At 68.5% G+C, this 20,694-nt stretch carries 27 protein-coding genes; 20 read left to right on the top strand and 7 right to left on the bottom strand.

Annotated elements, in window-relative coordinates:
- Positions 1-3 precede the first annotated feature (3 nt).
- From O5M90_RS16365 to O5M90_RS16355, 3 genes are read left to right on the top strand one after another with little or no spacing between them, the layout of a single operon-like run.
- Positions 4-627 (top strand): Crp/Fnr family transcriptional regulator, encoded by a 624-nt coding sequence (locus O5M90_RS16365; protein WP_269839583.1) that lies wholly within the window; start codon positions 4-6, stop codon positions 625-627.
- A 46-nt stretch (positions 628-673) separates the two neighbouring features.
- Positions 674-1,123, top strand: coding sequence for an SRPBCC family protein (locus tag O5M90_RS16360; protein WP_269839582.1), 450 nt, complete (start codon positions 674-676; stop codon positions 1,121-1,123).
- 44 nt (positions 1,124-1,167) lie between these two features.
- Entirely contained in the window at positions 1,168-1,566 is a 399-nt protein-coding gene (locus O5M90_RS16355) for a VOC family protein (RefSeq protein WP_269839581.1), read from the top strand.
- A gap of 11 nt (positions 1,567-1,577) precedes the next feature.
- Here the strand turns inward: O5M90_RS16355 and O5M90_RS16350 are convergent, their stop codons facing one another.
- Positions 1,578-2,558 carry a LysR family transcriptional regulator gene (locus O5M90_RS16350; protein WP_269839580.1) on the bottom strand — a complete coding sequence of 327 codons (981 nt, stop codon included), beginning with the start codon at positions 2,556-2,558 and terminating at the stop codon, positions 1,578-1,580.
- 119 nt (positions 2,559-2,677) lie between these two features.
- Between O5M90_RS16350 and O5M90_RS16345 the strand changes: the two genes are divergently transcribed.
- Positions 2,678-3,535 carry an oxidoreductase gene (locus tag O5M90_RS16345; protein ID WP_269839579.1) on the top strand — a complete coding sequence of 286 codons (858 nt, stop codon included), beginning with the start codon at positions 2,678-2,680 and terminating at the stop codon, positions 3,533-3,535.
- A gap of 8 nt (positions 3,536-3,543) precedes the next feature.
- Here O5M90_RS16345 and O5M90_RS16340 read toward each other — a convergent pair whose 3' ends face one another.
- Positions 3,544-3,897, bottom strand: a complete 354-nt coding sequence (locus tag O5M90_RS16340; protein ID WP_269839578.1) for a DUF1428 domain-containing protein — start codon at positions 3,895-3,897, stop codon at positions 3,544-3,546.
- Between the two features lie 86 nt (positions 3,898-3,983).
- Here O5M90_RS16340 and O5M90_RS16335 point away from each other — a divergent pair, with 86 nt between their 5' ends.
- A complete protein-coding gene (locus O5M90_RS16335) occupies positions 3,984-5,111 on the top strand; it encodes a DSD1 family PLP-dependent enzyme (protein WP_269839577.1) in 1,128 nt (375 codons plus the stop codon).
- On the opposite strand, the gene O5M90_RS16330 is transcribed toward O5M90_RS16335, so the two are convergent.
- On the bottom strand, positions 5,101-5,997 hold the full coding sequence (locus O5M90_RS16330) for a DMT family transporter (protein ID WP_269839576.1): 897 nt from the start codon (positions 5,995-5,997) through the stop codon (positions 5,101-5,103). The two genes, O5M90_RS16335 and O5M90_RS16330, sit on opposite strands and share 11 nt — an antisense overlap.
- 89 nt (positions 5,998-6,086) lie before the next feature.
- Here O5M90_RS16330 and O5M90_RS16325 point away from each other — a divergent pair, with 89 nt between their 5' ends.
- Both O5M90_RS16325 and O5M90_RS16320 read left to right on the top strand, forming a co-directional pair.
- Positions 6,087-6,542 (top strand): Lrp/AsnC family transcriptional regulator, encoded by a 456-nt coding sequence (locus O5M90_RS16325; RefSeq protein WP_269839575.1) that lies wholly within the window; start codon positions 6,087-6,089, stop codon positions 6,540-6,542.
- Between the two features lie 50 nt (positions 6,543-6,592).
- A complete protein-coding gene (locus O5M90_RS16320; protein ID WP_269839574.1) occupies positions 6,593-6,943 on the top strand; it encodes a YciI family protein in 351 nt (116 codons plus the stop codon).
- Between the two features lie 158 nt (positions 6,944-7,101).
- Here the strand turns inward: O5M90_RS16320 and O5M90_RS16315 are convergent, their stop codons facing one another.
- Positions 7,102-8,004, bottom strand: a complete 903-nt coding sequence (locus tag O5M90_RS16315) for an NAD(P)/FAD-dependent oxidoreductase (protein WP_269840089.1) — start codon at positions 8,002-8,004, stop codon at positions 7,102-7,104.
- Entirely contained in the window at positions 7,994-8,461 is a 468-nt protein-coding gene (locus tag O5M90_RS16310; protein WP_269839573.1) for an Rrf2 family transcriptional regulator, read from the bottom strand. The genes O5M90_RS16315 and O5M90_RS16310 overlap by 11 nt, the downstream gene beginning before the upstream one ends.
- 144 nt (positions 8,462-8,605) lie before the next feature.
- Here O5M90_RS16310 and O5M90_RS16305 point away from each other — a divergent pair, with 144 nt between their 5' ends.
- From O5M90_RS16305 to O5M90_RS16265, 9 genes are all read left to right on the top strand, one after another.
- Complete coding sequence (locus tag O5M90_RS16305; RefSeq protein WP_262972243.1) at positions 8,606-9,022, top strand: YciI family protein; 417 nt, start codon at positions 8,606-8,608, stop codon at positions 9,020-9,022.
- Between the two features lie 38 nt (positions 9,023-9,060).
- On the top strand, positions 9,061-9,588 hold the full coding sequence (locus O5M90_RS16300; protein WP_262972244.1) for an SRPBCC family protein: 528 nt from the start codon (positions 9,061-9,063) through the stop codon (positions 9,586-9,588).
- A 49-nt stretch (positions 9,589-9,637) separates the two neighbouring features.
- On the top strand, positions 9,638-10,057 hold the full coding sequence (locus O5M90_RS16295) for a VOC family protein (RefSeq protein WP_137945326.1): 420 nt from the start codon (positions 9,638-9,640) through the stop codon (positions 10,055-10,057).
- On the top strand, positions 10,050-11,339 hold the full coding sequence (locus O5M90_RS16290) for an RNA polymerase sigma factor (RefSeq protein ID WP_262972245.1): 1,290 nt from the start codon (positions 10,050-10,052) through the stop codon (positions 11,337-11,339). The genes O5M90_RS16295 and O5M90_RS16290 overlap by 8 nt, the downstream gene beginning before the upstream one ends.
- A gap of 187 nt (positions 11,340-11,526) precedes the next feature.
- Positions 11,527-11,880: a hypothetical protein gene (locus O5M90_RS16285; RefSeq protein WP_269839572.1), complete on the top strand. Its 354-nt coding sequence runs from the start codon at positions 11,527-11,529 to the stop codon at positions 11,878-11,880.
- Between the two features lie 121 nt (positions 11,881-12,001).
- A complete protein-coding gene (locus O5M90_RS16280) occupies positions 12,002-12,463 on the top strand; it encodes a hypothetical protein (protein ID WP_440402180.1) in 462 nt (153 codons plus the stop codon).
- Between the two features lie 91 nt (positions 12,464-12,554).
- The gene (locus O5M90_RS16275; RefSeq protein WP_269839570.1) at positions 12,555-12,896 is read left to right on the top strand and encodes a transcription initiation protein; all 342 of its coding nucleotides are present in this window, start codon (positions 12,555-12,557) and stop codon (positions 12,894-12,896) included.
- Positions 12,897-12,933: 37 nt separating this feature from the next.
- A complete protein-coding gene (locus tag O5M90_RS16270; RefSeq protein ID WP_440402179.1) occupies positions 12,934-14,298 on the top strand; it encodes a DUF2868 domain-containing protein in 1,365 nt (454 codons plus the stop codon).
- Positions 14,288-15,751 (top strand): GTPase/DUF3482 domain-containing protein, encoded by a 1,464-nt coding sequence (locus O5M90_RS16265; protein WP_440402178.1) that lies wholly within the window; start codon positions 14,288-14,290, stop codon positions 15,749-15,751. The genes O5M90_RS16270 and O5M90_RS16265 overlap by 11 nt, the downstream gene beginning before the upstream one ends.
- Here the strand turns inward: O5M90_RS16265 and O5M90_RS16260 are convergent.
- Positions 15,688-16,311 carry an ABC transporter ATP-binding protein gene (locus O5M90_RS16260; protein ID WP_269839568.1) on the bottom strand — a complete coding sequence of 208 codons (624 nt, stop codon included), beginning with the start codon at positions 16,309-16,311 and terminating at the stop codon, positions 15,688-15,690. The genes O5M90_RS16265 and O5M90_RS16260 overlap by 64 nt on opposite strands.
- An 82-nt stretch (positions 16,312-16,393) precedes the next feature.
- On the opposite strand from O5M90_RS16260, the gene O5M90_RS16255 reads away from it, so the two are divergent.
- Genes O5M90_RS16255 through O5M90_RS16245 form a run of 3 tightly spaced genes read left to right on the top strand, consistent with a single transcriptional unit; the run spans position 16,394 to position 17,729 of the window.
- Complete coding sequence (locus tag O5M90_RS16255; protein WP_269839567.1) at positions 16,394-16,699, top strand: NIPSNAP family protein; 306 nt, start codon at positions 16,394-16,396, stop codon at positions 16,697-16,699.
- A gap of 8 nt (positions 16,700-16,707) precedes the next feature.
- Complete coding sequence (locus O5M90_RS16250) at positions 16,708-17,232, top strand: GNAT family N-acetyltransferase (RefSeq protein ID WP_269839566.1); 525 nt, start codon at positions 16,708-16,710, stop codon at positions 17,230-17,232.
- Positions 17,229-17,729 (top strand): rod shape-determining protein, encoded by a 501-nt coding sequence (locus tag O5M90_RS16245; RefSeq protein WP_269839565.1) that lies wholly within the window; start codon positions 17,229-17,231, stop codon positions 17,727-17,729. Before O5M90_RS16250 ends, O5M90_RS16245 begins: the two co-directional genes overlap by 4 nt.
- Here the strand turns inward: O5M90_RS16245 and O5M90_RS16240 are convergent, their stop codons facing one another.
- On the bottom strand, positions 17,730-19,127 hold the full coding sequence (locus tag O5M90_RS16240; RefSeq protein WP_269839564.1) for a C13 family peptidase: 1,398 nt from the start codon (positions 19,125-19,127) through the stop codon (positions 17,730-17,732).
- 116 nt (positions 19,128-19,243) lie between these two features.
- Between O5M90_RS16240 and O5M90_RS16235 the strand changes: the two genes are divergently transcribed.
- Complete coding sequence (locus O5M90_RS16235) at positions 19,244-20,593, top strand: esterase-like activity of phytase family protein (RefSeq protein ID WP_269839563.1); 1,350 nt, start codon at positions 19,244-19,246, stop codon at positions 20,591-20,593.
- The last annotated feature ends 101 nt before the right edge of the window (positions 20,594-20,694 follow it).

The raw sequence follows: 20,694 nt of genomic DNA, 5'->3' as shown, positions 1-20,694 counted from the left end.
GACATGAACGACCCCGCTGCGGCCTTGTCCGGCTTCGACCTGTTCTGCCGCCTGGCGACCTCGCCGCTGCCCGAGCGGGATCTGCTGGAGGGCGCGACCCGGCGCTTGCGACTGGCCCCCGGCGAGCCGCTGTTTCTGGCCGGCGAGCAACGGCCCCAGGTCTTTGCCGTGTTGTCGGGCGTGATCAAGATGGTTTACGAGACATCGGGCGGTGAGGGCTGGATCAAGGGCTTCGCCGAGGCCAGCACCTGTTTTGCCAGCCTCACCGCGCTTGAAGAGGGCGAGCAGGCACGCACCAGCTACTCGGCCTATGCCGAGTCGGCCTGTCTGGTCGAGCAGATCGACTATCGCCAGATCCAGCGGCTGGCCGAGCGCCATCTCGGCTGGCAGCGTGCGCTCAGCCAGGCCTTCAAGATTTACGGCCAGCGCAAGGAGAGGCGTGAGATGGAGCTGCTGACCCTGTCGCCCGAGCAGCGCTATCTGGGTTTTCTGCGCGAGCGCCCCGAGCTGGCTGCGCAGCTGCGCCAGCGCGATATCGCCAGCTATGTGCGTGTGACCCCGGTGGCGCTGAGTCGCATCCGGGCGCGGCTCGCTGGTCGATCCGGGGGCCGGTCGGACGTCGTCTGAACGGAGACATCCTCCAAACCGCCTCAAGCAAAGGAGAAACATCCCCATGAGCACGACCACCATCCGTCTGCACCGCGTGCTGCGCGCGCCGGCCGAGCGCATCTACCGCGCCTTCCTCGATGCGGCGGCGTTCAGCAAATGGCTGCCCCCGCATGGCTTCACCGGCACGGTCCACGAGATGGATCCGCGGGTCGGCGGCAGCTACCGCATGTCCTTCACCAATCTGACGACCCAGCAAAGCCATGGCTTCGGGGGCCGCTATCTGGAGTTGGTTCCGCATGAGCGGCTGAGCTATACAGCCGTCTTCGATGCGGCGCTGAACCTGCCCGGCGAGATGCGCACCACCGTGACGCTGAAGGCGGTGTTCTGCGGCACCGAAGTTCATATCGAGCAGCAGGGCATACCGGCTCAGATTCCGGCCGAGGCCTGCTATCTGGGTTGGCAGGAGTCGCTGACCCTGCTGGCCCAACTCGTCGAGCCCGAGATCCGCCAGTAGCATCCAGAGGTCCGTCCCTCCATTCGGCCACCGGGAGCTCGTCGATGTTTTCCCACGTCTTTGTCGGTGTCAGCGACTTCGAACGCGCTCTGGCCTTCTACACGCCGCTGATGGCCTGCCTGGGCTTGCCGCCGCGCTTTTGCGATCACGGCCGTCCCTGGGCCGGCTGGCAGACGCCGGGAATCGCCAACGGCCGCCCGCTATTCCTGATCGGCCGGCCCCATGACGGCCAGGCCCATCTGCCGGGCAATGGCCAGATGCCGGCTTTTCTGGCCGCTGATCGAGCCGTTGTGGATGCCGCCCATGCGCTGGCGCTGCGACTGGGCGGCCGCTGTGAGGGCCCGCCAGGCCTGCGGCCCGATTACCACCCGCACTACTACGGCGCCTATTTCCGCGACACCGAGGGCAACAAGCTCGGCGTGGCCTGCCACACGGCCCAGTAGCTGGGTCGGCATCAGCCGGGCTTCTTCGACCGCCGCCTCTGCCCCGCCCCGTGCTGGCGCAGTTCCTGCGCCGTCAGGAAGAACTCGCGGTTGCCGGCCAACCGCTCCACCGCGAGATCGATGAAGGCGCGCACCCGGGCCGGCTGCGCGAGCCGGCTGCCGTAATAGGCATACAAGCCCAGATGCTCGGCTACATGGTCGATCAGCAGCGGCACCAGCAGGCCGGCGCGTATCAGCGGCGCGGCGCTGACGCCGACCAGCTGGCCGATGAATTCGCCGGCCAGCACGGCTTTCTCTTCCAGCTCGACATCGTTGGTGCACAGCCGCGCCGGAATCGTGCGCGAAACAATCTCATCACCGACCTTGAAGTCCCAGCTCATCAGCTTGCCGGTGGCCGGGTGGCGAAAGCCGCTGCAGCGATGCTGTGAGGACAGCAACTCGTCGATGCTGGACGGCGCGCCATGGCGCTGCAGATAGCGGGGTGCGGCGCAGACGATCAGCTGGATCGGCAGCAGCCGTCGCGCCACGACGCCCTCGGCCGGCGGGCTGCCGGCTCGAAAACCGACATCGATGCGGTCCTCGACCCAGTTGCCGATGCGATCATCCAGTTGCACATCGGGCTCGACCTCGGGGTAGCGCCGGCAGAACTCCTCCAGCACCGGCCACAGCATCGGCAGCATGATGGAGCGCGGCGCCGCGATGCGCAGCGGTCCAGCGATCTCGTCGCGGCCGCGCCGTGCACCGTGCAGTGCGCGTTGCAGCGTCGCCAGACCCGGTTGAGCGGCTTCCAGAAAGGCGCGGCCCTCCTCGGTCAGGCTCAGGCTGCGCGTCGTCCGGTGGATCAACCGCACCCCCAGATGCGTTTCCAACTGGCTCAGCGACAAGCTGGCCGCTTGCGGCGTGATGCCCTGCGATGTGGCGGCCTGTCGCAGGCTGCCCAGCTCGACGGCCTTGATGAAGGTGGCGACGGCGCGCAGTTCGTTGAATGCCATGCAAGCCCTCCAATTGTCATGATTAACTTGCGGATCAATGACGAGATTGTGGGCTAGTTGGCGCGCAATCGAAAACCTACATTGAGCTCACCCCATCACTTTTCTGCAAGGAAACGACCATGAGCTCCTCCCCTTCTTTCAAGCGTGTCTGGATGATCACCGGCGCCTCGCGCGGCATCGGTGCCCGCCTCGTCGAGGCCGTGCTGGCCCATGGTGACGCGGTCGTCGCGACCGCGCGCGACAGCGCCGCGCTGCACCAGCGCTTCGGTGCCCAGGCCGGGCTGCTGGCCCTGCCGCTGGATGTGACCCGCGAGGCCGATGCCGCCCATGCGGTCGAAACAGCGCTGGCCCATTTCGGCCGCCTCGATGTGCTGGTCAACAACGCCGGCTATGGCCTGCTCGGCGCGGTGGAGGAGGCGAGCGGCGACGAGGTGCGGCGTCTCTACGAGACCAATGTGTTCGGTCTGTTGAACGTCACGCGGGCGGTGCTGCCAAGCATGCGTTCGCGCCGCAGCGGCCATCTGATCAATATCTCCTCGCTGGGCGGCTACCAGTCGGCGGCCGGCTTCGGTGTCTACTGCTCGACCAAGTTTGCGGTCGAAGGCCTGACCGAGGCGCTGCACGCCGAACTGGCGCCGCTGGGCATCCATGCCACGGTGGTCGAGCCGGGCTATTTCCGCACCGACTTTCTGGAGAGCCAGTCGCTGGCCGTGTCGCCCAAGGTGTTGGAGGACTATGCGGCCAGCGCCGGCCAGGTGCGCGAGGCGGCCAAGCGCATCAGCCTGAACCAGCCCGGTGATCCGCAGCGCCTGGCCCAGGCCCTGATCCTGCTGGTCGAGACTTCGCGCCCGCCACTGCGCTTGCCGCTGGGCAGCGATACGCTGCAGACGATCCGCGCCAAGAATGCCTTTGTCGAGCAGGAGACGGCCGAGTGGCAAGCGCTGGCCGCCTCGACCGACTTCCCGGCCGGCGCCTGAGCGCCCGATCAGGCTTCGACGAGCACCTCGAAGCCGCCAAAAATCATGCGCTGGCCATCAAAAGGCATCGCGGCCGGATCCATATCCATGCGCGGATCGGCCATCGCGTTCTTCATGCCCTCGTCGCGCATGCCGCGCGAGGGCCAGACTATCCACGAGAACACCACGCTCTCGTCCTCCTTGCGCTGCACGGCCATCGTGAAGGAGGTGAGCTTGCCCTCGGGCACATCGTCGCCCCAGCATTCGACCACCGACAAGGCGCCATGGTCCTTGAAGACCTGGGCCGCCGTGGCGGCAAGTTCACGGTAGGCCTCGCGCTTGGCGGTGGGCACGGCGAGCAGGAATCCATCGACATAACTCATCTCGGTTCTCCTAGAAAAGAGGGCTTGGCATCTGCACGACGGCGGGAGCCAAGCAAAATCGACCGGTCGCCACAAAAAGACCTGCCATGACTCTTGCCCTGCCTCCCGCTGCACGACCCGGCGACCTGCTGTCGGCCGTCGACACGCCGGCCCTGATCCTCGACCTGGACGCCTTCGAGCGCAATCTCGATCGCATGCAGGCCGCTGCCGCGGCCGCCGGCCTGGCCTTGCGCCCCCATGCCAAGGCGCACAAATGCCCGGCCATCGCCCAGGCCCAGCTCGCGCGCGGCGCGGTAGGCATCTGCTGCCAGAAGGTCAGCGAGGCGATCCCTTTTCTGCAGGCCGGCATCAGCGACATCCACATCAGCAACGAAGTGGTCGGCGCCGCCAAGACCGCGCTGCTGGCCCGGCTGGCGCTGCAGGGCCGGCTCAGCGTCTGTGTCGACCACGCCGAGCAGGTCGCGGCGCTGGCCGCAGCCACGGCCGAGGCCGGCAGCCGGCTCGATGTCTTCGTCGAGATCAATATCGGCCAGAACCGCTGCGGCGTCGCTGCCGAGGCGCCGGCCGTGCTGGGCCTGGTCGAGGTGATCACCGCCCATCCGCAGCTGCACTTCAGGGGCCTGCAGGCCTATCACGGTGCGCTCCAGCATCTGCGCGGCCATGCCGAGCGGCGCGAGGCGGTGGCCGCTGCGGCGGCGCGCACGGCTGCGGTCGTCGCGGCGCTGGCACGGGCCGGCGTGCGCTGCGAGACCGTGACCGGCGGTGGCACGGGCAGCGCCGAGTTCGATCTGCACTCGGGTGTCTACACCGAGCTGCAGCCGGGCTCCTATGTCTTCATGGACGGCGACTACGGGCGCAACGACTACGGCCAGGCGCTGCGCTTCGAGCACAGCCTGTTTGTCGCCACCACGGTGATGAGCCAGGGCTGCGGCGATCGTGTGGTGGTCGACGCCGGACTGAAGTCGCTGGCGCTGGACTCCGGTCTGCCCACGCTCTGGGGCGAGGCCGGGCTGGCCTATGTCTCGGCCAATGACGAGCATGGCCTCGTGCAGCTCGCCGATGCGAGCGTGCCCCGGCCGGCGCTGGGCCGCCAGCTGCTGCTGGTGCCCGGCCATTGCGACCCCACCTTGAATCTGCACGACGAGATCGTCGTGCTGCGCGCCGGACGGGTCGAGGCCGTCTGGCCGATCGCGGCGCGGGGCCTCAGCCGCTGAGTTGCGCGCGGCGCCAGCCCAGACCCAGATTCACGCCCAGATTGCCCAGCGCGATCAGCGCCACACCCAGCCATTGCTGCAAGCCCAGCTGCTGGCCGTAGAAGCCGTGATCGATGGCCAAGGCAATGGCCGGGTAGATGAAGCTCAGCACAGCAACCCGCGTGGTTGGCAGGCGCTGGATGGCCGAATAGAGCAGGATGTACATCAGCCCGGTGTGCAGCACCCCCATGCCCAGCAACCATAGCCAGGGCGCCGGAGACTGCTGCGGCGCCGGCAGCGCGCCGAAGTCGGCCAGCGGCAGCAGCAACAGCGTGCCCAGGCTCACCTGCACCAGCGCGATCAGCTGCGGCGGCACGCCGGCCAGGCGCTTGATCACCAGGGCCGCGAAGGCGTAGAGCAGGGCCGCACCCAGCGCCATCGCGAAGCCAAGCAGGCTGGCGCCGCCCTGGCTCAGCGGCCCGATGCCGACCAGCAGCAGCAGGCCGACAAAGGCCAGCGCGATCCAGGCCAGCTTGGCGGCGTCGACCCGCTCGCCCAGCAGCAGCACACCCAGGCCGACCAGCATGAAGGGCTGGGTGTTGTAGACCGCGGTGGCGATCGATATCGAGGCGTGGTGGAAAGCCGCGAACAGCAGCACCCAGTTGAAGACGATGAAGACCCCGCCCAGCGCCGACAGCCCCAGCATGCGGCGCGTGAAGTGGCGGCGCCGCAGCAGGCCGGTCGCGGCGCACCAGGCCGCCAGGCACAGGGCACCGAACAGGCAGCGAAAGAACACCACATTGAAAGGGCTTTGGCCCGACTCGAAGACAAAGGCGCCGATCGTGCCGGAGATCGCCATGGCAGCGACCATCTGCAGGCTGCCGAGCTGTTGCGTGCTGAGTTTCATCGCCCAATTTTCTTGGCTTGCTCCCGAAATTCACGTAGGCTTATCTGAGAAAAAACGCTCACCAGCCTTCAAAAACCAAGAGATTTTCGATGCCTGCCTTCAATCCTGTGGTCGATGCTTTGGACGCCCGCATCCTCGCCCTGCTGGCCGACGAGGGCCGCTTGCCCATCAGCGAACTGGCACGGCGGCTGGGCCTGTCGGCGCCCAGCGTCACCGAGCGGGTGCGCCGGCTCGAAAGCGAGGACGTGATACGGGGCTATGCGGCCGGGCTCGATCTGCAGCGCCTGGGCTACCCGCTGCAGGCCCTGGTGCGGCTGCGCCCAGTGCCGGGCCGGCTGCGCGATGTCGAGGCCCTGCTGCTGCAGACGCCCGAATGCATCGAATGCGACAAGATCACCGGCGAGGACTGTTTTGTCGCCCGCCTGGTCCTGCGTTCGATCCAGCATCTGGACCAGGTGCTGGAGCCCTTTGCCGACTGTGCCGAGACCAATAGTGCGCTGGTCAAATCCACCCCGGTGCAGCGGCGGCTGCCACCGCTGCGTTAGCCGGGGTATTTCTGCACAATGGCGTGGTTCACAAAGATCAGGGAGATCCCATGTCCTACTTGCTTTTGATCGTTGAACCCACCGGCCAGCGCGCGGAGCGCGGTCTTGACGCGGGCCGTGATGCCTGTGAGCAGATGGGGCGCTTCGGCGCCGATCTGCAGGCCAAGGGTCTGCTGGTGGGCGCCAATTCGCTGGCCACCTCCGGCGTGCGCCTGCAGATGCGCGAGGGCCGGCGGGTGCTGACCGACGGGCCATTTGCCGAGGCCAAGGAACTGGTGGGCGGCTATTTCCTGCTGAACTGCCAAAGCCGCGAGGAGGCGCTGGCCATCGCCGCCGAATGCCCGGCTGCCCAGTGGGCGAGCGTCGAGGTCCGCCGCATCGCCCCCTGCTACGAGGACTGAGTCGGGACCGAGGCGAGTCCCTGCGGACTCACTGACGCCCGACGAAGGCCCAGACGCGTCTCGTGCGGCTGGGCTGAGTCACGGCGAGTCCCTGCGGACTCGGCGGCGCCCGACGAAGGCCCGGCCGCAGCCCGCGCGGTTGGGCCGAACCGCCGCCCTCAGACCGGCGGCCCGAACACCAGCGCTTGATGCACCGAGGCCCCGGCCATCACGCCGTCGGCCGAGGCGAAAGTGGCGTTGTGCGGCACACGCGCGGCATCGCCGGCCGCGTAGACGCCGGCCACCGTGGTCTGCTTGAAGGCGTCGGTGCGTATCACCGGACCGAAGGGGCCAGCGTCGAATTCGCAGCCCAGCTGCTCGGCCAGCGGGCTGGCCATCTCGGTGCGGCTGGCCAGATACAGGGCCGCGATCTCGATCAGCCGGCCGTGGCGCAGACGCACGCCGCCGTCCTCCATGCCGGCCAGCGGCGCCGGCTCCAGACTGACACCGCGCGCCAGCAGCTGGGCCCGCATCTCGCCATCGAGCTCAGCTTCGCGGCCGTTCAGCAACAGGGTGGTCGGGCCCCACTCGGGAATCAGCTGGGCCTGGTGCGCCGACATCGGCCCGAGCCACAGCACGCCCAGCGGGCGGCCGTCGAACTCGTAACCATGGCAATAGGGGCAGTGCAGCACGGTCCGGCCCCAGCGCTCGTGCAGGCCCGGGATGCCATCGGGCAGGCGGTCGACGATGCCGCAGGCCAGCACCAGCTTGCGCGCGAGCAGCGCCTCGCCGGTGTCCAGCACCACCGAGAAGCCGCCGCCGCCAGCCTCGGCCGCCGCGCCGACGGCCAGCCCCTGGATGAAGCGCACATTGGGGTAGGCCAGCAGCTTCTCGCGCGCGTTCGCGATCATTGCCAATGGGGCCTCGCCGTCCTGACCGAAGAAGCCGTGCGAGGCGCTGGCAAAGCGGTTGCGTGGCGCGCCGGCGTCGACGACGCAGACCCGACGGCGCCCGCGCGCGATCTGCATTGCGGCGGACAGGCCGGCGAAGCTGCCGCCGATGACCAGCGCATCAAAAGTCATGGTCATGGTGATGTTGATGGGCCGTGCCCCGGTGGGATTTCAGGCGTTGATGGAAATCGGCGGACAGCTGGGCCAGGCTGACGCCCCCCAGCCGCGCCAGCAGCAAGGCCTCGGCCTCGGTGAAGGCGCTGCCCAGAGCCGCATTGACGGCCTTCTCGACCAGGCAGTCAGGGTGCTCCGAGCGGTGGCCAATGGCCAGCAGGGTCGGTGCGCCCAGCGCCTCGTGCACATCGCGCAGGCTGATGTCGGTCAGCCGGCAGGCCAGCGACCAGCCGCCGCCATGGCCTTTCTCCGAGGCGACAAAGCCGGCCTCGCGCAAGCCGCCCAGCAGCCGGCGCACCACCACCGGGTTGCTGCCCATCGCCTTGGCCAGCGTTTCGGAGGTGGCGGGGCCGTCCATTTCGGCCAGGTGCAAGAGCACATGCAGAACGGCGGAGAGGCGGCTGTCTCTAGTCATGCAACATCATATGTTTCATGATTTCCGATCGTCAACCGCTTCGGTGAAAACCCCTGGTTTCGATGGCCTTGTCGATTTCGTCCGATCTGCTTCGTCGTGCATGCAGGGGCCGACGAAACGCTCCACCCAGCCAAGGAGAACACCATGCGTTACATGATCATCGTCCGGGCCACGGCCCAGAGCGAAGCCGGCGTGATGCCGCCGCCCGAGGACGGGCTGATGGCCGAGATGGCCGCCTTCCACGAGCAGCTGGCCCAGGCCGGCGTGCTGCTCGACGCCAACGGGCTCAGGCCCAGCAGCGAAGGCTGGCGCATCCGCCACCAGCGTGGCCAGCGGCTGCTGATCGACGGCCCCTTCGCCGAAACCAAGGAGCTGATCGCCGGCTACACGCTGATCCAGGTGCGCTCGCGCGAAGAGGCGATGGAATGGGCGCGGCGCTTTCCGGCGCCCTTTCGCGACCAGCTCTGCGAGATCGAGGTGCGCCGGCTCTACGAGCTGGAGGACTTCGAGGACCAGGCCTCCGTGGACCGCTTCCGCGAGCTGCCGCCCTACAAGAACTGAGTCACATCGTTAACATCAAACTTCAGGGAAAACATCCAATGATCAAGACCATTGCCCTCGTCATCGTCGCCGCCCTGGCCCTGCTGCTGATCTATGCCGCTACTCGCCCCGACAGCTTTCGTGTTGAGCGCAGCACCCGCATTCAGGCGCCGCCCGAGAAGATCTATGCGCTGATCCATGATCTGAAGGGCTTCAACCGCTGGAACCCCTACGAGAAGAAGGACCCAGCCATCAAGGGCCAGTACAGCGCCGTCACCGCCGGCCCTGGCGCTCGTTATGGCTGGGAGAGCGACAAGGTCGGTGTCGGCAGCATGGAGATCACCGAGGTGGCCGCGCCCAGCCGGGTCGCCATGAAGCTGGACTTCGTCAAGCCCTTCGAGGCCCACAACCAGGTGGAGTTCAGGCTCAGGCCCGAGGGCGGCGCCACCCAGGTGAGCTGGGCCATGCAAGGCCCCTCGCCCTTTGTCTCCAAGCTGATCGGCGTCTTCATCAGCATGGACCGGATGATCGGCCAGGACTTCGAGGACGGGCTGGCGAACCTGAAAAGCCTGGCCGAGCAGCACTGAATCACCCACCCACCCACCAAGCACACAAACCATCCGGGGAGACCCCATCATGCACAAGCAAATCTTCGTCAATCTGCCGATCAAGGACATGGCGCGTTCGCAGGCCTTCTTCCGCGCCATCGGCTATGAGTTCAACAGCCAGTTCACCAATGATCAGGCCGCGGCCCTGGTGCTGGGCGAGAACCTCTATGCGATGCTGCTGGTCGAGGACTTCTTCAAGGGCTTCACGGCCAAGACCCTCGTCGATGCTCACCAGAGCACCGAGGTGCTGACCTGCCTGTCCTGCGACAGCCGGGCCCAGGTCGATGCGCTGGTCGCCAAGGCGGTGGCCGCCGGCGCCACCGTGCCGCGCCCGCCGCAGGACCATGGCTTTATGTACTCCCATGGCTTCGAGGACCTGGACGGCCATGCCTGGGAGCTGATGTTCATGGACGCCAGCGCCGCCGCCAATCCCGCCCAAGATGCCTGAGCGCAGCGAGATCCATCGCGCCATCGATGCGGTCTGGCGCATCGAGTCGGCCAAGATCATCGCGGTCGTGGCCCGCATGGTGCGCGATGTGGGCCTGGCCGAGGAACTGGCCCAGGACGCGCTGGTGGCCGCGCTGGAGCATTGGCCCGTCGACGGCCTGCCCGACAAGCCCGGCGCCTGGCTGACCACGACGGCCAAGCGCCGCGCGCTCGACCGCCTGCGCGAGCATGCGCTGCACGAGCGCAAACATGAGGAGATCGGACTGGACCTGGAAGCGCTGCAGCAGCATGTCGAACCCGATTTCGTCGACGCGCTCGACGCCGCCCGCCAGGACGATATCGGCGACGACTTGCTGAGACTGATCTTCACCGCCTGCCATCCGCTGCTCTCGACCGAGGCGCGGGTGGCACTGACCCTGCGCCTGCTGGGTGGCCTGTCCACCGACGAGATCGCGCGCGCCTTCCTGACCGCCGAGACCACGGTGGCCCAGCGCATCGTGCGCGCCAAGCGCAGCCTGACGGCGGCGCGCGTGCCCTTCGAGGTGCCGCCGGCCGGCCCGGCCCGCGCCGAGCGCCTGGCCTCGGTGCTGGAGGTGATCTACCTGATCTTCAACGAGGGCTACTCGGCCACCGCCGGCGACGACTGGATGCGCCCGGCGCTGTGCGAGGAGGCGCTGCGCCTGGGTCGGGTGCTGGCCGGGCTGGCACCCGATGAGCCCGAGGTGCATGGTCTGGTGGCGCTGATGGAGATCCAGGCTTCGCGCACCCATGCCCGCACCGATGCGCAAGGCCGGCCGGTGCTGCTGATGGCCCAGGACCGCAGCCGCTGGGACCGCTTGCTGATACGCCGCGGCTTGGCCGCGCTGCAGCGCGCCGCCGGCCCCGGCGCGGCGCTAGGCCCTTACGGCCTGCAGGCCGCGATCGCCGCCTGCCATGCCCGCGCGGCCCGCCCCGAGGACACCGACTGGGCCCAGATCGTCGCGCTCTACGACGCGCTGCACCAGCTGATGCCCTCGCCGGTGGTGGCGCTGAACCGCGCTGTCGCGGTCGGCATGGGCCAGGGCCCCGGCCTTGGCCCCGCCGCCGCGCTGGAGCTGGTCAACACGCTCGCCGCCGACCCGCAGCTGCAGGGCTACCACTGGCTGCCCAGCGTGCGCGGCGACCTGCTCGCCAAGCTGGGACGCGGCGCCGAGGCCCGCGCCGAGTTCGAGCGCGCGGCGGGACTGACGAGGAATGGACGGGAGCGGGAGCTGCTGCTGGGGAGGGCGGGGGAGGCGGGGTAGGGCGGCATGCGAGGTTGTGCCTGCGAGAGGGCTCTGCGGTCATCTCCTCTGCTTCCCAACACAACAGGCCGCCCATAATGATGTGCATGAAGTTGCTCGCTTCGATCAAGTTCCCAATGATTGGCAAAGCTGTGCGGGGGCAGGTAAACGTTGATTGTCGGGAGTCAGCCTGCCAAGGAGCGCTCGCTTGAACCATGCAAAGATCAGAAGGATCGCACTCGTTGCCGTAGGTGCCTTGTGCTCAGGCACGGCGAATGCCCAATTCGTAGACCATACATGCCTTGGAAACCTGGAAACTTTTGACCGCCAGATCGTCAAAGCGGGGGTGAGCTACAAGCTGAGTTACTTGGTCTCTGGATCGTCAGCCACGGTGCGCTTCGCCGGCCGCGAATTTGAGGCAAAGGTCGAACGAGGTAGTTCCTGGCAGGGTGTCTGGGTCAAACGCATGGACGACGACATCTACTTCTCATTTTTGCCTGCGGAAGGCGGCGCAATCAAATTCCAGTTTCAGCCAAACCACTGGTACTCAGGCAATTGCTGATCAGCTGAAGCAGATAGTCAGCGAGCAGGAGCAAGGGTTCAGGTCTTGAATCAAAGGCCTAGAGTCAAGGCATGACCCCATCAGCGTGGCTACTGTTCCGGCCGCTTTCCTACGATCCGCCATGATGACCCACCACCTCAAGCTTCGATTCGAACCCGACACGGATGGCACGGGTGAGCTGTTCGCCTCGGCCCGGTGTGAGAACTTTTCCGGCGCCGGGTCGGCTTGGTTTCATGAGTGGGAAGTCCGGGCCTTCGGTGCCAAGCTGCAATCGTGCTTCCCGCTGCTCCCGGGCACGGAACTGCGACTCGAAGGAGGGTATTGGGATTCCAGCTGCTCGCCAACCCGACTGAAGGACGTGCTGGTCGGCATCCGGATCTACCCGGTTGGCATTACTGGCGAGATCGGGGTTCGCTTGGAGCTGGGCGATGGAACGTATGAGCGTCAGCGGCCGGAGAGCCGTGGGCGCGCAAGCTTCGAGCTCGTGGCGACCTACGAGGATATCCAGAGATTCGGCGCTCAGATCCAGCTGCTGGTGCAGCCGACCGGCGGCACCGCCAGCCTCTATCGAAATGCCGCTTAGACGGTAGCAGGAGTGTTCCGTCGCATGAGTTCCCTCATCAAGACCTGACCCCCGCACAGATCCGCCATCCCACCAGCGCGCAAGCAACCCCATGGCCAAATACCTGATCTCCTTCCCCAGCGCCGCGATGGTCGTGCCCGATGGTGAGTGGGAGGCCGTCGGCCGCGACGCGCATGCAGTGATCGACGAGGCAAAAGCCGCCGGCGTCTATGTCTTCGGCGGCGGCATCAATGAGGCCGTGCCGCCCGTACTGGTCTCGGCCGACGGCACGGCGGCCGAGGGCGGCTATCCCTGGGCACCGGCGCTCAACGGCGGCTTCACCGTGCTCGAACTGCCCTCGCGCGAGGCGGCCATTGCCTGGGCCGCGCGCATCGCCAAGGCCTGCCGCTGCCAGCAGGAGCTGCGCGTCTTTCAGTTCGACCCTCAGTCCTGACAGGTCCCGAGCGGCCGCAGCTCATAAACTGCGCCGCATGTCGTCCCCGTCCACCGCCTCCCTGAGCCAGTTGATCCTATTGCGCGCCGTGCAGCGCCTGGAGGCACAGCAGGGGCCGCTGGACGACGCGCAGGCGATGCGCGAGGCTCATGCGCAGCAGCGCGCGATGCCGCAGCGCCTGCTGGCCCGGGCCGCCTGGCTGGCGCGCGAGCAGGGGCTGGATGTGGCGCTGGCGCAGTGGCGCGGCCGCCTGCCCTGGCTGGCGCTGGTGGCGGCCATGCTGATCGGTCTGCTGGGCTTTGGCCTGCTGCAGGCGGTGGTCGGTGGCCAGCGCCAGATCAACGCTGTGGCTGCGCTGCTGGCGGTGCTGGGGCCGCATCTGCTGAGCCTGGTGCTGTGGCTGCTGATGCTGACGGTCGGCGGTCATGGGGGTGAGGGCGGTGGCCTGGCGCGCTGGCTGGCCTGGGCCACTGCCCGGCTGCCGGGCGGTACGCCCGCCCAGGCCCTGGTGCTGGAGGCCGGACTCGATGTGCTGAGCCGCAAGAGGGGGCTGAGCGCCTGGGCGCTGGGTGCCGTCAACCATGCGATCTGGTCGCTGGCCCTGCTGCTGACGCTGGCCGGCCTGGTGTTCGCGTTTTCCTTTCTGGCCTACCGCCTGACGTGGGAAACGACGATTCTGGATGCCGGCTTCTTCGCCGGCTTTGCCCGCATCAGCGGCTGGCTGCCGGGGCTGCTGGGCTTTGCCACGCCGGAGCTGGGCGGCAGTGCCGATGACAACCGGGGCTGGGCCCTGTGGCTGCTGGGCTGCACCCTGGTCTATGGCCTGGGCCTGCGGCTGATCGCGCTGCTGCTGAGCGCCTGGCGCACGCGCCGCCTGCTCGCCGGGCTGGGCCTGGACAGCGAAGATCCGCAGCTGCGCCAGCTGATGCAGCGCTTTGCCGCGCTGGACGCCAGCGCTCTGCTCGACGCCGAGCACCACCGCGCGCCGCCGCCGCCCGCGCCGCCCGAGGGCGGGCGCGTGATGCAGGGCGTGGCCCTGCTCGGCTACGAGCTGCCGCTGTCCCTGCCCTGGCCGCCGGCTGGGCTGCCGGCGCCGCCGCTGGCCCTGCGCATCGCCGGTGCGGCCGATGAAAAACGCCGCCTGCTGGCCCAGCTGCAAGACCTGGCCCCGCAGCGCCTGCTGCTGGTCTGCCATGGCCCATCCAGCCCCGACCGCGGCACCGAGCGATTTGTCCGCGAGGCCTTGCAGCGGGTCGGTACCGGGGCCCTGCTGCTCAGCGGCGAGGCGGGCGCCGCGCGCTGGCGCAGCTGGGTGGCGGACTGCGCCCTGCCCTTGCAGGCGGTGTTCGACGCACCGGCGCCGGCGCGCGCCTGGCTGGAGGGGGTGGACCATGGCCGCTGAATTCCCGGCGCTGAACATCGCGGTGGTCGGCCACACCAATGCCGGCAAGACCTCGCTGCTGCGCACCCTGACGCGGCGTGCCGATTTCGGCGCGGTGTCCGACCGGCCGGGCACGACCCGCCATGTCGAGGCCATCACGCTGGACCTGGACGACGGCGAGCCAGCGCTGTGCTTTGTCGACACGCCGGGGCTGGAGGACGCGGTCGCGCTGCTGGATCATCTGCATGGCCTGGACGCCGCGCTGCCGCGAGCGCAACGCCTGCAGGCCTTTTTGCAGGGCGAGGCGGCCAAAGGACCCTTCGAGCAGGAAGCCAAGGTCTTGCGCGCGCTGCTGCAGGTCGATGCCGGCCTGCTGGTGATCGATGCCCGCGAAGACCCGGCCCTGCCCAAGTTCGCCGCCGAGCTCGAGATCCTGATGCTCGGCGGCCGCCCGCTGATGCCGGTGCTGAACTTCGTCCGCGAGCCGGCTGCGCAGGAGGCGGGCTGGCGCGCGCTGCTGGCGGCCCATGGCCTGCATGCGCTGCTGCGCTTCGATGTGGTGGCGCCCTTTGTCGGCGCCGAGGCCCATCTCTATGGCGATCTCGGCGCCCTGCTACCCGAGCGCCGCGCCCAGCTGGCGGGCGTGGTGGCGTTTCTGGAGCGCGAGCGCGCTGCCCGCCGCAGCGCCAGCCTGCGCCTGATTGCCGCCTCGCTGCTGGGCCTGGCGGCCTATCGCGAGGCCGCGCCCGGCCAGCAGCTGGACGACAACCATGCGCGCGCCGCCTTTGTGCGCGCTTTTCGCCAGACCATCAACGCGCGGCTGCGGCAGAGCCGCTTGCAGCTGCTGGCCCTGCATGGTTTTGGCCCCGACACGGCCGAGGCTGCCGAGCTGCCCCAGCTGGCCGGGCGCTGGGAAGCCGATCTGTTCAACCCCGAGCTGCTGAAGCAGGCCGGCCGCCAGTTCGGCACCGGTGCGGCAGTGGGCGGCGCCATCGGCGTGGTGGCCGATGTGGCGCTGGCCGGGCTCTCGCTGGGCGCCGCCGCCACACTCGGCGCGACCATTGGCGGTCTGGCCAGCCAGGGCCTGGGCCAGGTCGGTCGGCGCCTGGGCAACAAGCTGCGCGGTGTGCTGGAGCTGAGCCTGGAGGACGCGGCCCTGCTGCAGATCGCCGCGCAACACCTGACCCTGCTGCAGGGCCTGGAGCGGCGCGGCCATGCGGCGCTGGAGGTGATGCGCGAGCAAGCCGGCATGAGCATCGAGCCCGAAGCCGTGGCGGCGCTGCTGCGTGCGCTGCGTCCGGCGCGCGGCCACCCGGAGTGGGCCGGTGTCGGCGCACGGCCCGGCGGGGCCGACGAGACGCGGGTGCTGGCCGCGCTGGCCTCGGCGCTGGCGGCGCAGCCGGATGATGCTCAGTCGCCGAGCTCGATCAGCGCCGCCAGCGCCACGCCGTCCAGGCCGGCCGGCAGCGCATAGTCCGCGATCACCCAGGCGCGCTGCGCGCCGTCGGCCGCCTCGGCCAGCAGCTCGCTGAGCACGCGGCCGGAGCGCGCGTCCAGCGCGGCATAGGGTGTGTCCAGCAAGGTCAGCGCGGCGCCGCTGGCCGCGGCCGCCAGCAGGCCCAGCTTGCGCCGGCTGCCGGTGGACAGCATGAACATCGGCTTGTCCAGATGCGATGCCAGGTCCAGCGCCTCGATCAGCGCGGCCTCCAGCCCCGGCAGCCAGCTTGCTGCGAAGCGTCCCGCGCGCCGCTCGGCCAGCCAGGCGCGGGCGATCACCGGGTCGTGCGCCAGATCGGCCGGCTGCTCGAAGCTGCAGTTGGCCGTGTCGGCGCTGCGCAGGATTTGCCCGGCGCTGGGCGCCAGCTCGCCGGCGATCAGGCGCAGCAGGCTGGTCTTGCCGCGCCCGTCGCCGCCGCATATCAGGCTCAGGCCGGGCGTGAGCGCGAAGCTCAGATCGGTGAACAGCGGGGCGGCCTGGCCGGGAGGGGTGTAGGCCAGACGATGGGCTTGCACAAGAGCGTTCGGGCTGGGCATGGGGCGTGGCGAAAGCGCCCAGTTTATGTTCGCGCCGGTCAGGCCCGCCCTTACCATCGGGGCCAAGCAAGGAGCCCTTCATATGATCACCTGCCATCTCCGCTATGTGCTCGACCCGGCCAAGCTCAAGGAGTTCGAGCATTACGGCAAGCTCTGGATTCCGCTGGTGCGCAAGTTCGGCGGCATCCACCATGGCTATCTGCTGCCCTCGGAAGGAGCCAGCAATATCGCGCTGGCCTCGTTCTCCTTCCCCTCGCTGGCGGCCTACGAGCAGTACCGGATCCAGTCCTTCGACGACCCCGAGTGCCAGGCCGCTTTCCAGTACGCCGAGCAGACGCGCTGCTTTCTCAGCTACGAGCGCACCTTCTTCCGCCCGGTGTTCGAGTGATGCGGGACATGCCTGCCCTCGCGCTCTCCCCCGTTTCCCTCGCCGACCTCGACGAGCTGCACGAATTCGAGCAGCGCAACCGCGCCTTCTTCGAGGCATGGATCAATGCCCGGCCCAAGGACTACTACTCGCTCGACGGTGTGGCCCAGGCCATCGAAGCGGCGCGCTGTGATGCCGAGCAGGACCGGGGCTACCAGTTCCTGCTGCGTGAGGACGGGGTGCTGGCCGCCCGGGTCAATCTGAGCCAGGTGCGGCGCGCGCACTTCCACAGCGCCTCGCTGGGCTACCGGGTCGGCGAGCAGCACCAGGGCCGAGGCCTGGCCAAGGCGGCGGTGCGTCTGGCCATGCAGCAGGCCTTTGTCGAGCTGGCGCTGTGGCGGCTGGAAGCGACATCGCGTGTCGAGAATCCGGCCTCGATCCAGGTGCTGACGGCCAATGGCTTTGTGCAGTTCGGTCATGCCCGGCGCTGCTTCCAGCTCGGCGAGGCCTGGTTCGACCTGCTGCACTTCGAGGCGCATGCCAAACCCCGTTGAGCCTGCCCATGTTTTTTTCCACCCTCAAGCCTGTCCTCTACATCCAGATCTCGCCCGAGCGCATCACGCTGAAGAACCTGAAAACCGGCGAGCTGATCGCCGAGGTGCCTGAGATGGCAATCACCGCCGCACCAAAGCCGACGATTCTGGCGGTCGGGCCGCAGGCGCGCCTGGCCTGCGCCGCGCAGGCGGCGCAGCTGCGCAACCCGTTTGCCCACCCACGCAGCCTGGTGTCCGATTTCACGCTCGCCGAGCAGCTGCTCCGCTACTACGTGCACCGCATCCGTGGCCAGGCTTGGCTGAGCATCGCGCCGCGCATCGTGCTCCATCCGCTGGGCCAGCCCGCCGGCGGCTTCACCCAGGTCGAACGCCGGGCGTTCCGGGAACTGGCCTTGGGCGCCGGGGCTGCCGAGGCCATTGTGTGGATGGGCCGCGTCCTCACCGACGAAGAAATACTGACCCGGCGCTTTCCGGCCGGCGAGGGTGAATGGGAATGATCAGTCCCCGCGCCGCCCCAAGCGCTCTACCAGCAAAGCCAGCTGCCGGCGCGCGCCCTCGCCGACGCTGATCTGCGGGTTGGAGTAGCCGTCGGTCTTGCCGGCCTCCTGCTCGCGGGCGTCGATGATGGGTCGTGCCGCCGCGTGCGCGGCCTCGAAGGACAGGGTGTGCAGGCGCAGCTGCTCGGCATACATGGCGCGGCCGAAAAAGGTCAGCTCCGAGCCCTTGCCGCAGCCGTAGGAGGTGTGTTCGGCGTCGGCCGCGCTCATCACCAGGCTGCCCGGCCCGGCCAGCGGCGCGATCCAGCTGCCCGAGTAGCAGGCCGAGACCGAGAGCACGCGCCAGCGGATGCCGGCCTCGTCCAACCAGGTCTTGAGCATTTGGGGCGTCACCTCGTCCAGCGCCAACGGATCGAGCGAGGCCGCCAGCTTGCCGTCCTGCGCGCCATGTGAGGTCAGGTGGATGAACAGGATGTCTTCGTCGCGATTCATCAGTGCGGCCATCTGCCGGATCGCGCGTTGCAGGTTCAGCGCCGTGGCCCAGGGGTGTTCGAGCGCCGTGCCGGCATGGTTGACCAGCTGCAGGCTGCGGCCCTGGGCGCCGAAGCGATCTTGCATCAGCCCATCGACCAGCGCACTCTCGTTGCGGAACACGTCTTCCGGCGCATAAGGGGCGAAGGTGATCGAGTACAGCTCCACCTCGCCGCTGCGGCCGGCCTGCAGCGCCTGCAGCCGGCGCTCCAGCAGGGCCGGCTGCAGCTCCAGCAGTTCCTGGGTCAGGCGCAGCCTTGCGGGTTGCCCATCCTCGGTGGCTTCGGCATACCAGTGCGCGGAGGGCTGAACCCAGACCGGCAGGGCCGCCGCCGCCGCGACCAGCAGGCCCGCCGGCCAGCGCCGCCACGCCGTCGTGTCGCTGCGCCACAGCAGCAGCCACTGGGCAGCGACCAGCCACAGCGTCGCGGCGCCCCACAGCCCCCACCAGCCCCAGGGCCCCAGTTGCTGGTGCCAGTCCAGGCGCACGGCCGGCACCAGCACCAGACTGGCAACGAGGGTGATGGGCAGGGCCAGAGCGATCAGCAGACTGAACAGCGCAGCGCTGCTACCCTCCTCGCTGCGCGGCCTCAGCCACCAGCAGGCCCAGGCCAGCACCAGGGTGCCTATCCAGCCCTCCCACAGCGCGGGCCAGTAGAAACTGGCCGGGCCGGCGATATAGAGCCGTTCCGCCAGCAGCTGGACCGCGAGCAGGCTCAGCAGCAGCAGGGCAGTCCGGGTCGGTGTCGCCCGCAGCCCGCGCCAGTCCGGGCGCCGGAACAGCGCGCTGCGCAGCCCCTGCCGCCACCACAGACCCAGCGAGCCGGGCACTGCCGCCGCTGTTTGCTGCTCATCTCCCTCGCTCATCACAAGCTCCTTTGGGCGGGAACTGTAGCGGGATCAACGGGGCCGGGCCCGGTCACAGGCTTTTCATCTGCGCGGCCTAGCATCGCGCGCTTCTCCGCTCACCCGACATTGCCACCATGCGCACCATTCCGCTCCTGCTTGCCCTGCTCAGCGCGTTTGCGGCCCAGGCCCAGCAAGCCTTCCCCGCCACCCTGGCCGGCCACAGTGTGCTGCCGGCGCTGAGCTTCGTCAGCGCGCCCAAGAACGCGCCCGCCAGTCTGCGCACCTCGGGCAAGTACACCGCCCCCGATGGCCGCCGCGAGGACCGGCTGGAGGTGATCGCCGGCAGTTCCTATCTGTCGGCCAAGGGTGTGCCCAAGCCCACCGGCATCAGCCTGCCCTTCCGCGGCCAGCCGGTGCAGGGCTTCTCGGGCATCAAGGCGATGGCGGATGGCAGCTACTGGGTGCTGTCCGACAACGGCTATGGCAGCAAGGCCAACTCGGCCGATGCGATGCTGATGTTCCACCAGCTCAGGCTCGACTGGAAAAGCGGCGCCGTGCAGCGCCAGCAGACCGTGTTCCTGCACGACCCGGACAAGAAGCTGCCATTCCTGATCGTCAACGAGGCCACGCCGCAGCGCTACCTGACCGGTGCCGACCTCGACATCGAATCGATGCAGTTCATCGGCGAGCATGTCTGGTTCGGCGACGAGCTGGGCCCCTATCTGCTGAAGACCGACCGCAAGGGCCGGGTGCTGGCGGTGTATGAGACCCTGGTGGACGGCAAGCCGGTGCGCTCGCCCGACCATTTCGCCGTCACCACGCCGGCCACGCCCGGCGCCTTCACGACCCCGGTGCGGCGCTCGCGCGGCTACGAGGGCATGGCCGCGTCCAAGGACGGCCAGTTCCTCTACCCGCTGCTGGAAGGCCCGCTGTGGAACGAGGCCGCCAAGCAGTGGGAGCACAAGGACGGCCGCGAGTATCTGCGTGTGCTGGAGTTCGATGTCGCCAAGGGCGAATGGACCGGCCGCTCATGGAAATACGCGCTGGAGGCCAATGGCAACAATATCGGCGACTTCAATATGATCGATGCCGACACCGGCCTCATCATCGAGCGCGACAACGGCGAAGGCCTGGCCGACACCGCCTGCGAGGGCGTACCCCGACCCGACTGCCAGAATGTGCCGGCCCGCTTCAAGCGCGTCTACAAGATCAGCCTGAAGGATGCCGATGGCTTCGTGCGCAAGATCGGCTATGTCGATCTGCTGGACATCCAGGACCCCAAGGGCCTGGCCCGGGTCGGCGGCAAGGACGGCCGCTTCAGCTTCCCCTTTGTGACGATCGAGGATGTCGACGTGGTCGACGCCGAGCACATCGTGGTCGCCAACGACAACAACCTGCCCTACTCCTCGGGCCGCCGGCTGGGCCGCAACGATGACAACGAGTTCATCCTGCTGCATGTGCCGGGGCTGCTGTCGGCGCGCTGAGCGCCTGGCCCGGCCTTGGAGCCGCTAGCAAAAGCCAGCGAAGCGGTTCTGGCTAGGCGGACCGGCGCAGACAGTACGGGCAGTACGGCAAGCCGGGCCAA

The sequence above is a fragment of the Paucibacter sp. M5-1 genome (genome assembly GCF_027498415.2).
GTDB lineage: Bacteria > Pseudomonadota > Gammaproteobacteria > Burkholderiales > Burkholderiaceae_C > Roseateles_E.
The sequence above is the reverse complement of the archived record's forward strand: the minus strand, read 5'-3'. Positions and strand labels throughout refer to the sequence as shown.

Coding starts and splice junctions, on each gene's coding strand:
- O5M90_RS16365 (WP_269839583.1), top strand. CDS start 4: ATGAACGACCCCGCTGCGGCCTTGTCCGGCTTCGACCTGTTCTGCCGC.
- O5M90_RS16360 (WP_269839582.1), top strand. CDS start 674: ATGAGCACGACCACCATCCGTCTGCACCGCGTGCTGCGCGCGCCGGCC.
- O5M90_RS16355 (WP_269839581.1), top strand. CDS start 1,168: ATGTTTTCCCACGTCTTTGTCGGTGTCAGCGACTTCGAACGCGCTCTG.
- O5M90_RS16350 (WP_269839580.1), bottom strand. CDS start 2,558: ATGGCATTCAACGAACTGCGCGCCGTCGCCACCTTCATCAAGGCCGTC.
- O5M90_RS16345 (WP_269839579.1), top strand. CDS start 2,678: ATGAGCTCCTCCCCTTCTTTCAAGCGTGTCTGGATGATCACCGGCGCC.
- O5M90_RS16340 (WP_269839578.1), bottom strand. CDS start 3,897: ATGAGTTATGTCGATGGATTCCTGCTCGCCGTGCCCACCGCCAAGCGC.
- O5M90_RS16335 (WP_269839577.1), top strand. CDS start 3,984: ATGACTCTTGCCCTGCCTCCCGCTGCACGACCCGGCGACCTGCTGTCG.
- O5M90_RS16330 (WP_269839576.1), bottom strand. CDS start 5,997: ATGAAACTCAGCACGCAACAGCTCGGCAGCCTGCAGATGGTCGCTGCC.
- O5M90_RS16325 (WP_269839575.1), top strand. CDS start 6,087: ATGCCTGCCTTCAATCCTGTGGTCGATGCTTTGGACGCCCGCATCCTC.
- O5M90_RS16320 (WP_269839574.1), top strand. CDS start 6,593: ATGTCCTACTTGCTTTTGATCGTTGAACCCACCGGCCAGCGCGCGGAG.
- O5M90_RS16315 (WP_269840089.1), bottom strand. CDS start 8,004: ATGACTTTTGATGCGCTGGTCATCGGCGGCAGCTTCGCCGGCCTGTCC.
- O5M90_RS16310 (WP_269839573.1), bottom strand. CDS start 8,461: ATGACTAGAGACAGCCGCCTCTCCGCCGTTCTGCATGTGCTCTTGCAC.
- O5M90_RS16305 (WP_262972243.1), top strand. CDS start 8,606: ATGCGTTACATGATCATCGTCCGGGCCACGGCCCAGAGCGAAGCCGGC.
- O5M90_RS16300 (WP_262972244.1), top strand. CDS start 9,061: ATGATCAAGACCATTGCCCTCGTCATCGTCGCCGCCCTGGCCCTGCTG.
- O5M90_RS16295 (WP_137945326.1), top strand. CDS start 9,638: ATGCACAAGCAAATCTTCGTCAATCTGCCGATCAAGGACATGGCGCGT.
- O5M90_RS16290 (WP_262972245.1), top strand. CDS start 10,050: ATGCCTGAGCGCAGCGAGATCCATCGCGCCATCGATGCGGTCTGGCGC.
- O5M90_RS16280 (WP_440402180.1), top strand. CDS start 12,002: ATGATGACCCACCACCTCAAGCTTCGATTCGAACCCGACACGGATGGC.
- O5M90_RS16275 (WP_269839570.1), top strand. CDS start 12,555: ATGGCCAAATACCTGATCTCCTTCCCCAGCGCCGCGATGGTCGTGCCC.
- O5M90_RS16270 (WP_440402179.1), top strand. CDS start 12,934: ATGTCGTCCCCGTCCACCGCCTCCCTGAGCCAGTTGATCCTATTGCGC.
- O5M90_RS16265 (WP_440402178.1), top strand. CDS start 14,288: ATGGCCGCTGAATTCCCGGCGCTGAACATCGCGGTGGTCGGCCACACC.
- O5M90_RS16260 (WP_269839568.1), bottom strand. CDS start 16,311: ATGCCCAGCCCGAACGCTCTTGTGCAAGCCCATCGTCTGGCCTACACC.
- O5M90_RS16255 (WP_269839567.1), top strand. CDS start 16,394: ATGATCACCTGCCATCTCCGCTATGTGCTCGACCCGGCCAAGCTCAAG.
- O5M90_RS16250 (WP_269839566.1), top strand. CDS start 16,708: ATGCCTGCCCTCGCGCTCTCCCCCGTTTCCCTCGCCGACCTCGACGAG.
- O5M90_RS16240 (WP_269839564.1), bottom strand. CDS start 19,127: ATGAGCGAGGGAGATGAGCAGCAAACAGCGGCGGCAGTGCCCGGCTCG.
- O5M90_RS16235 (WP_269839563.1), top strand. CDS start 19,244: ATGCGCACCATTCCGCTCCTGCTTGCCCTGCTCAGCGCGTTTGCGGCC.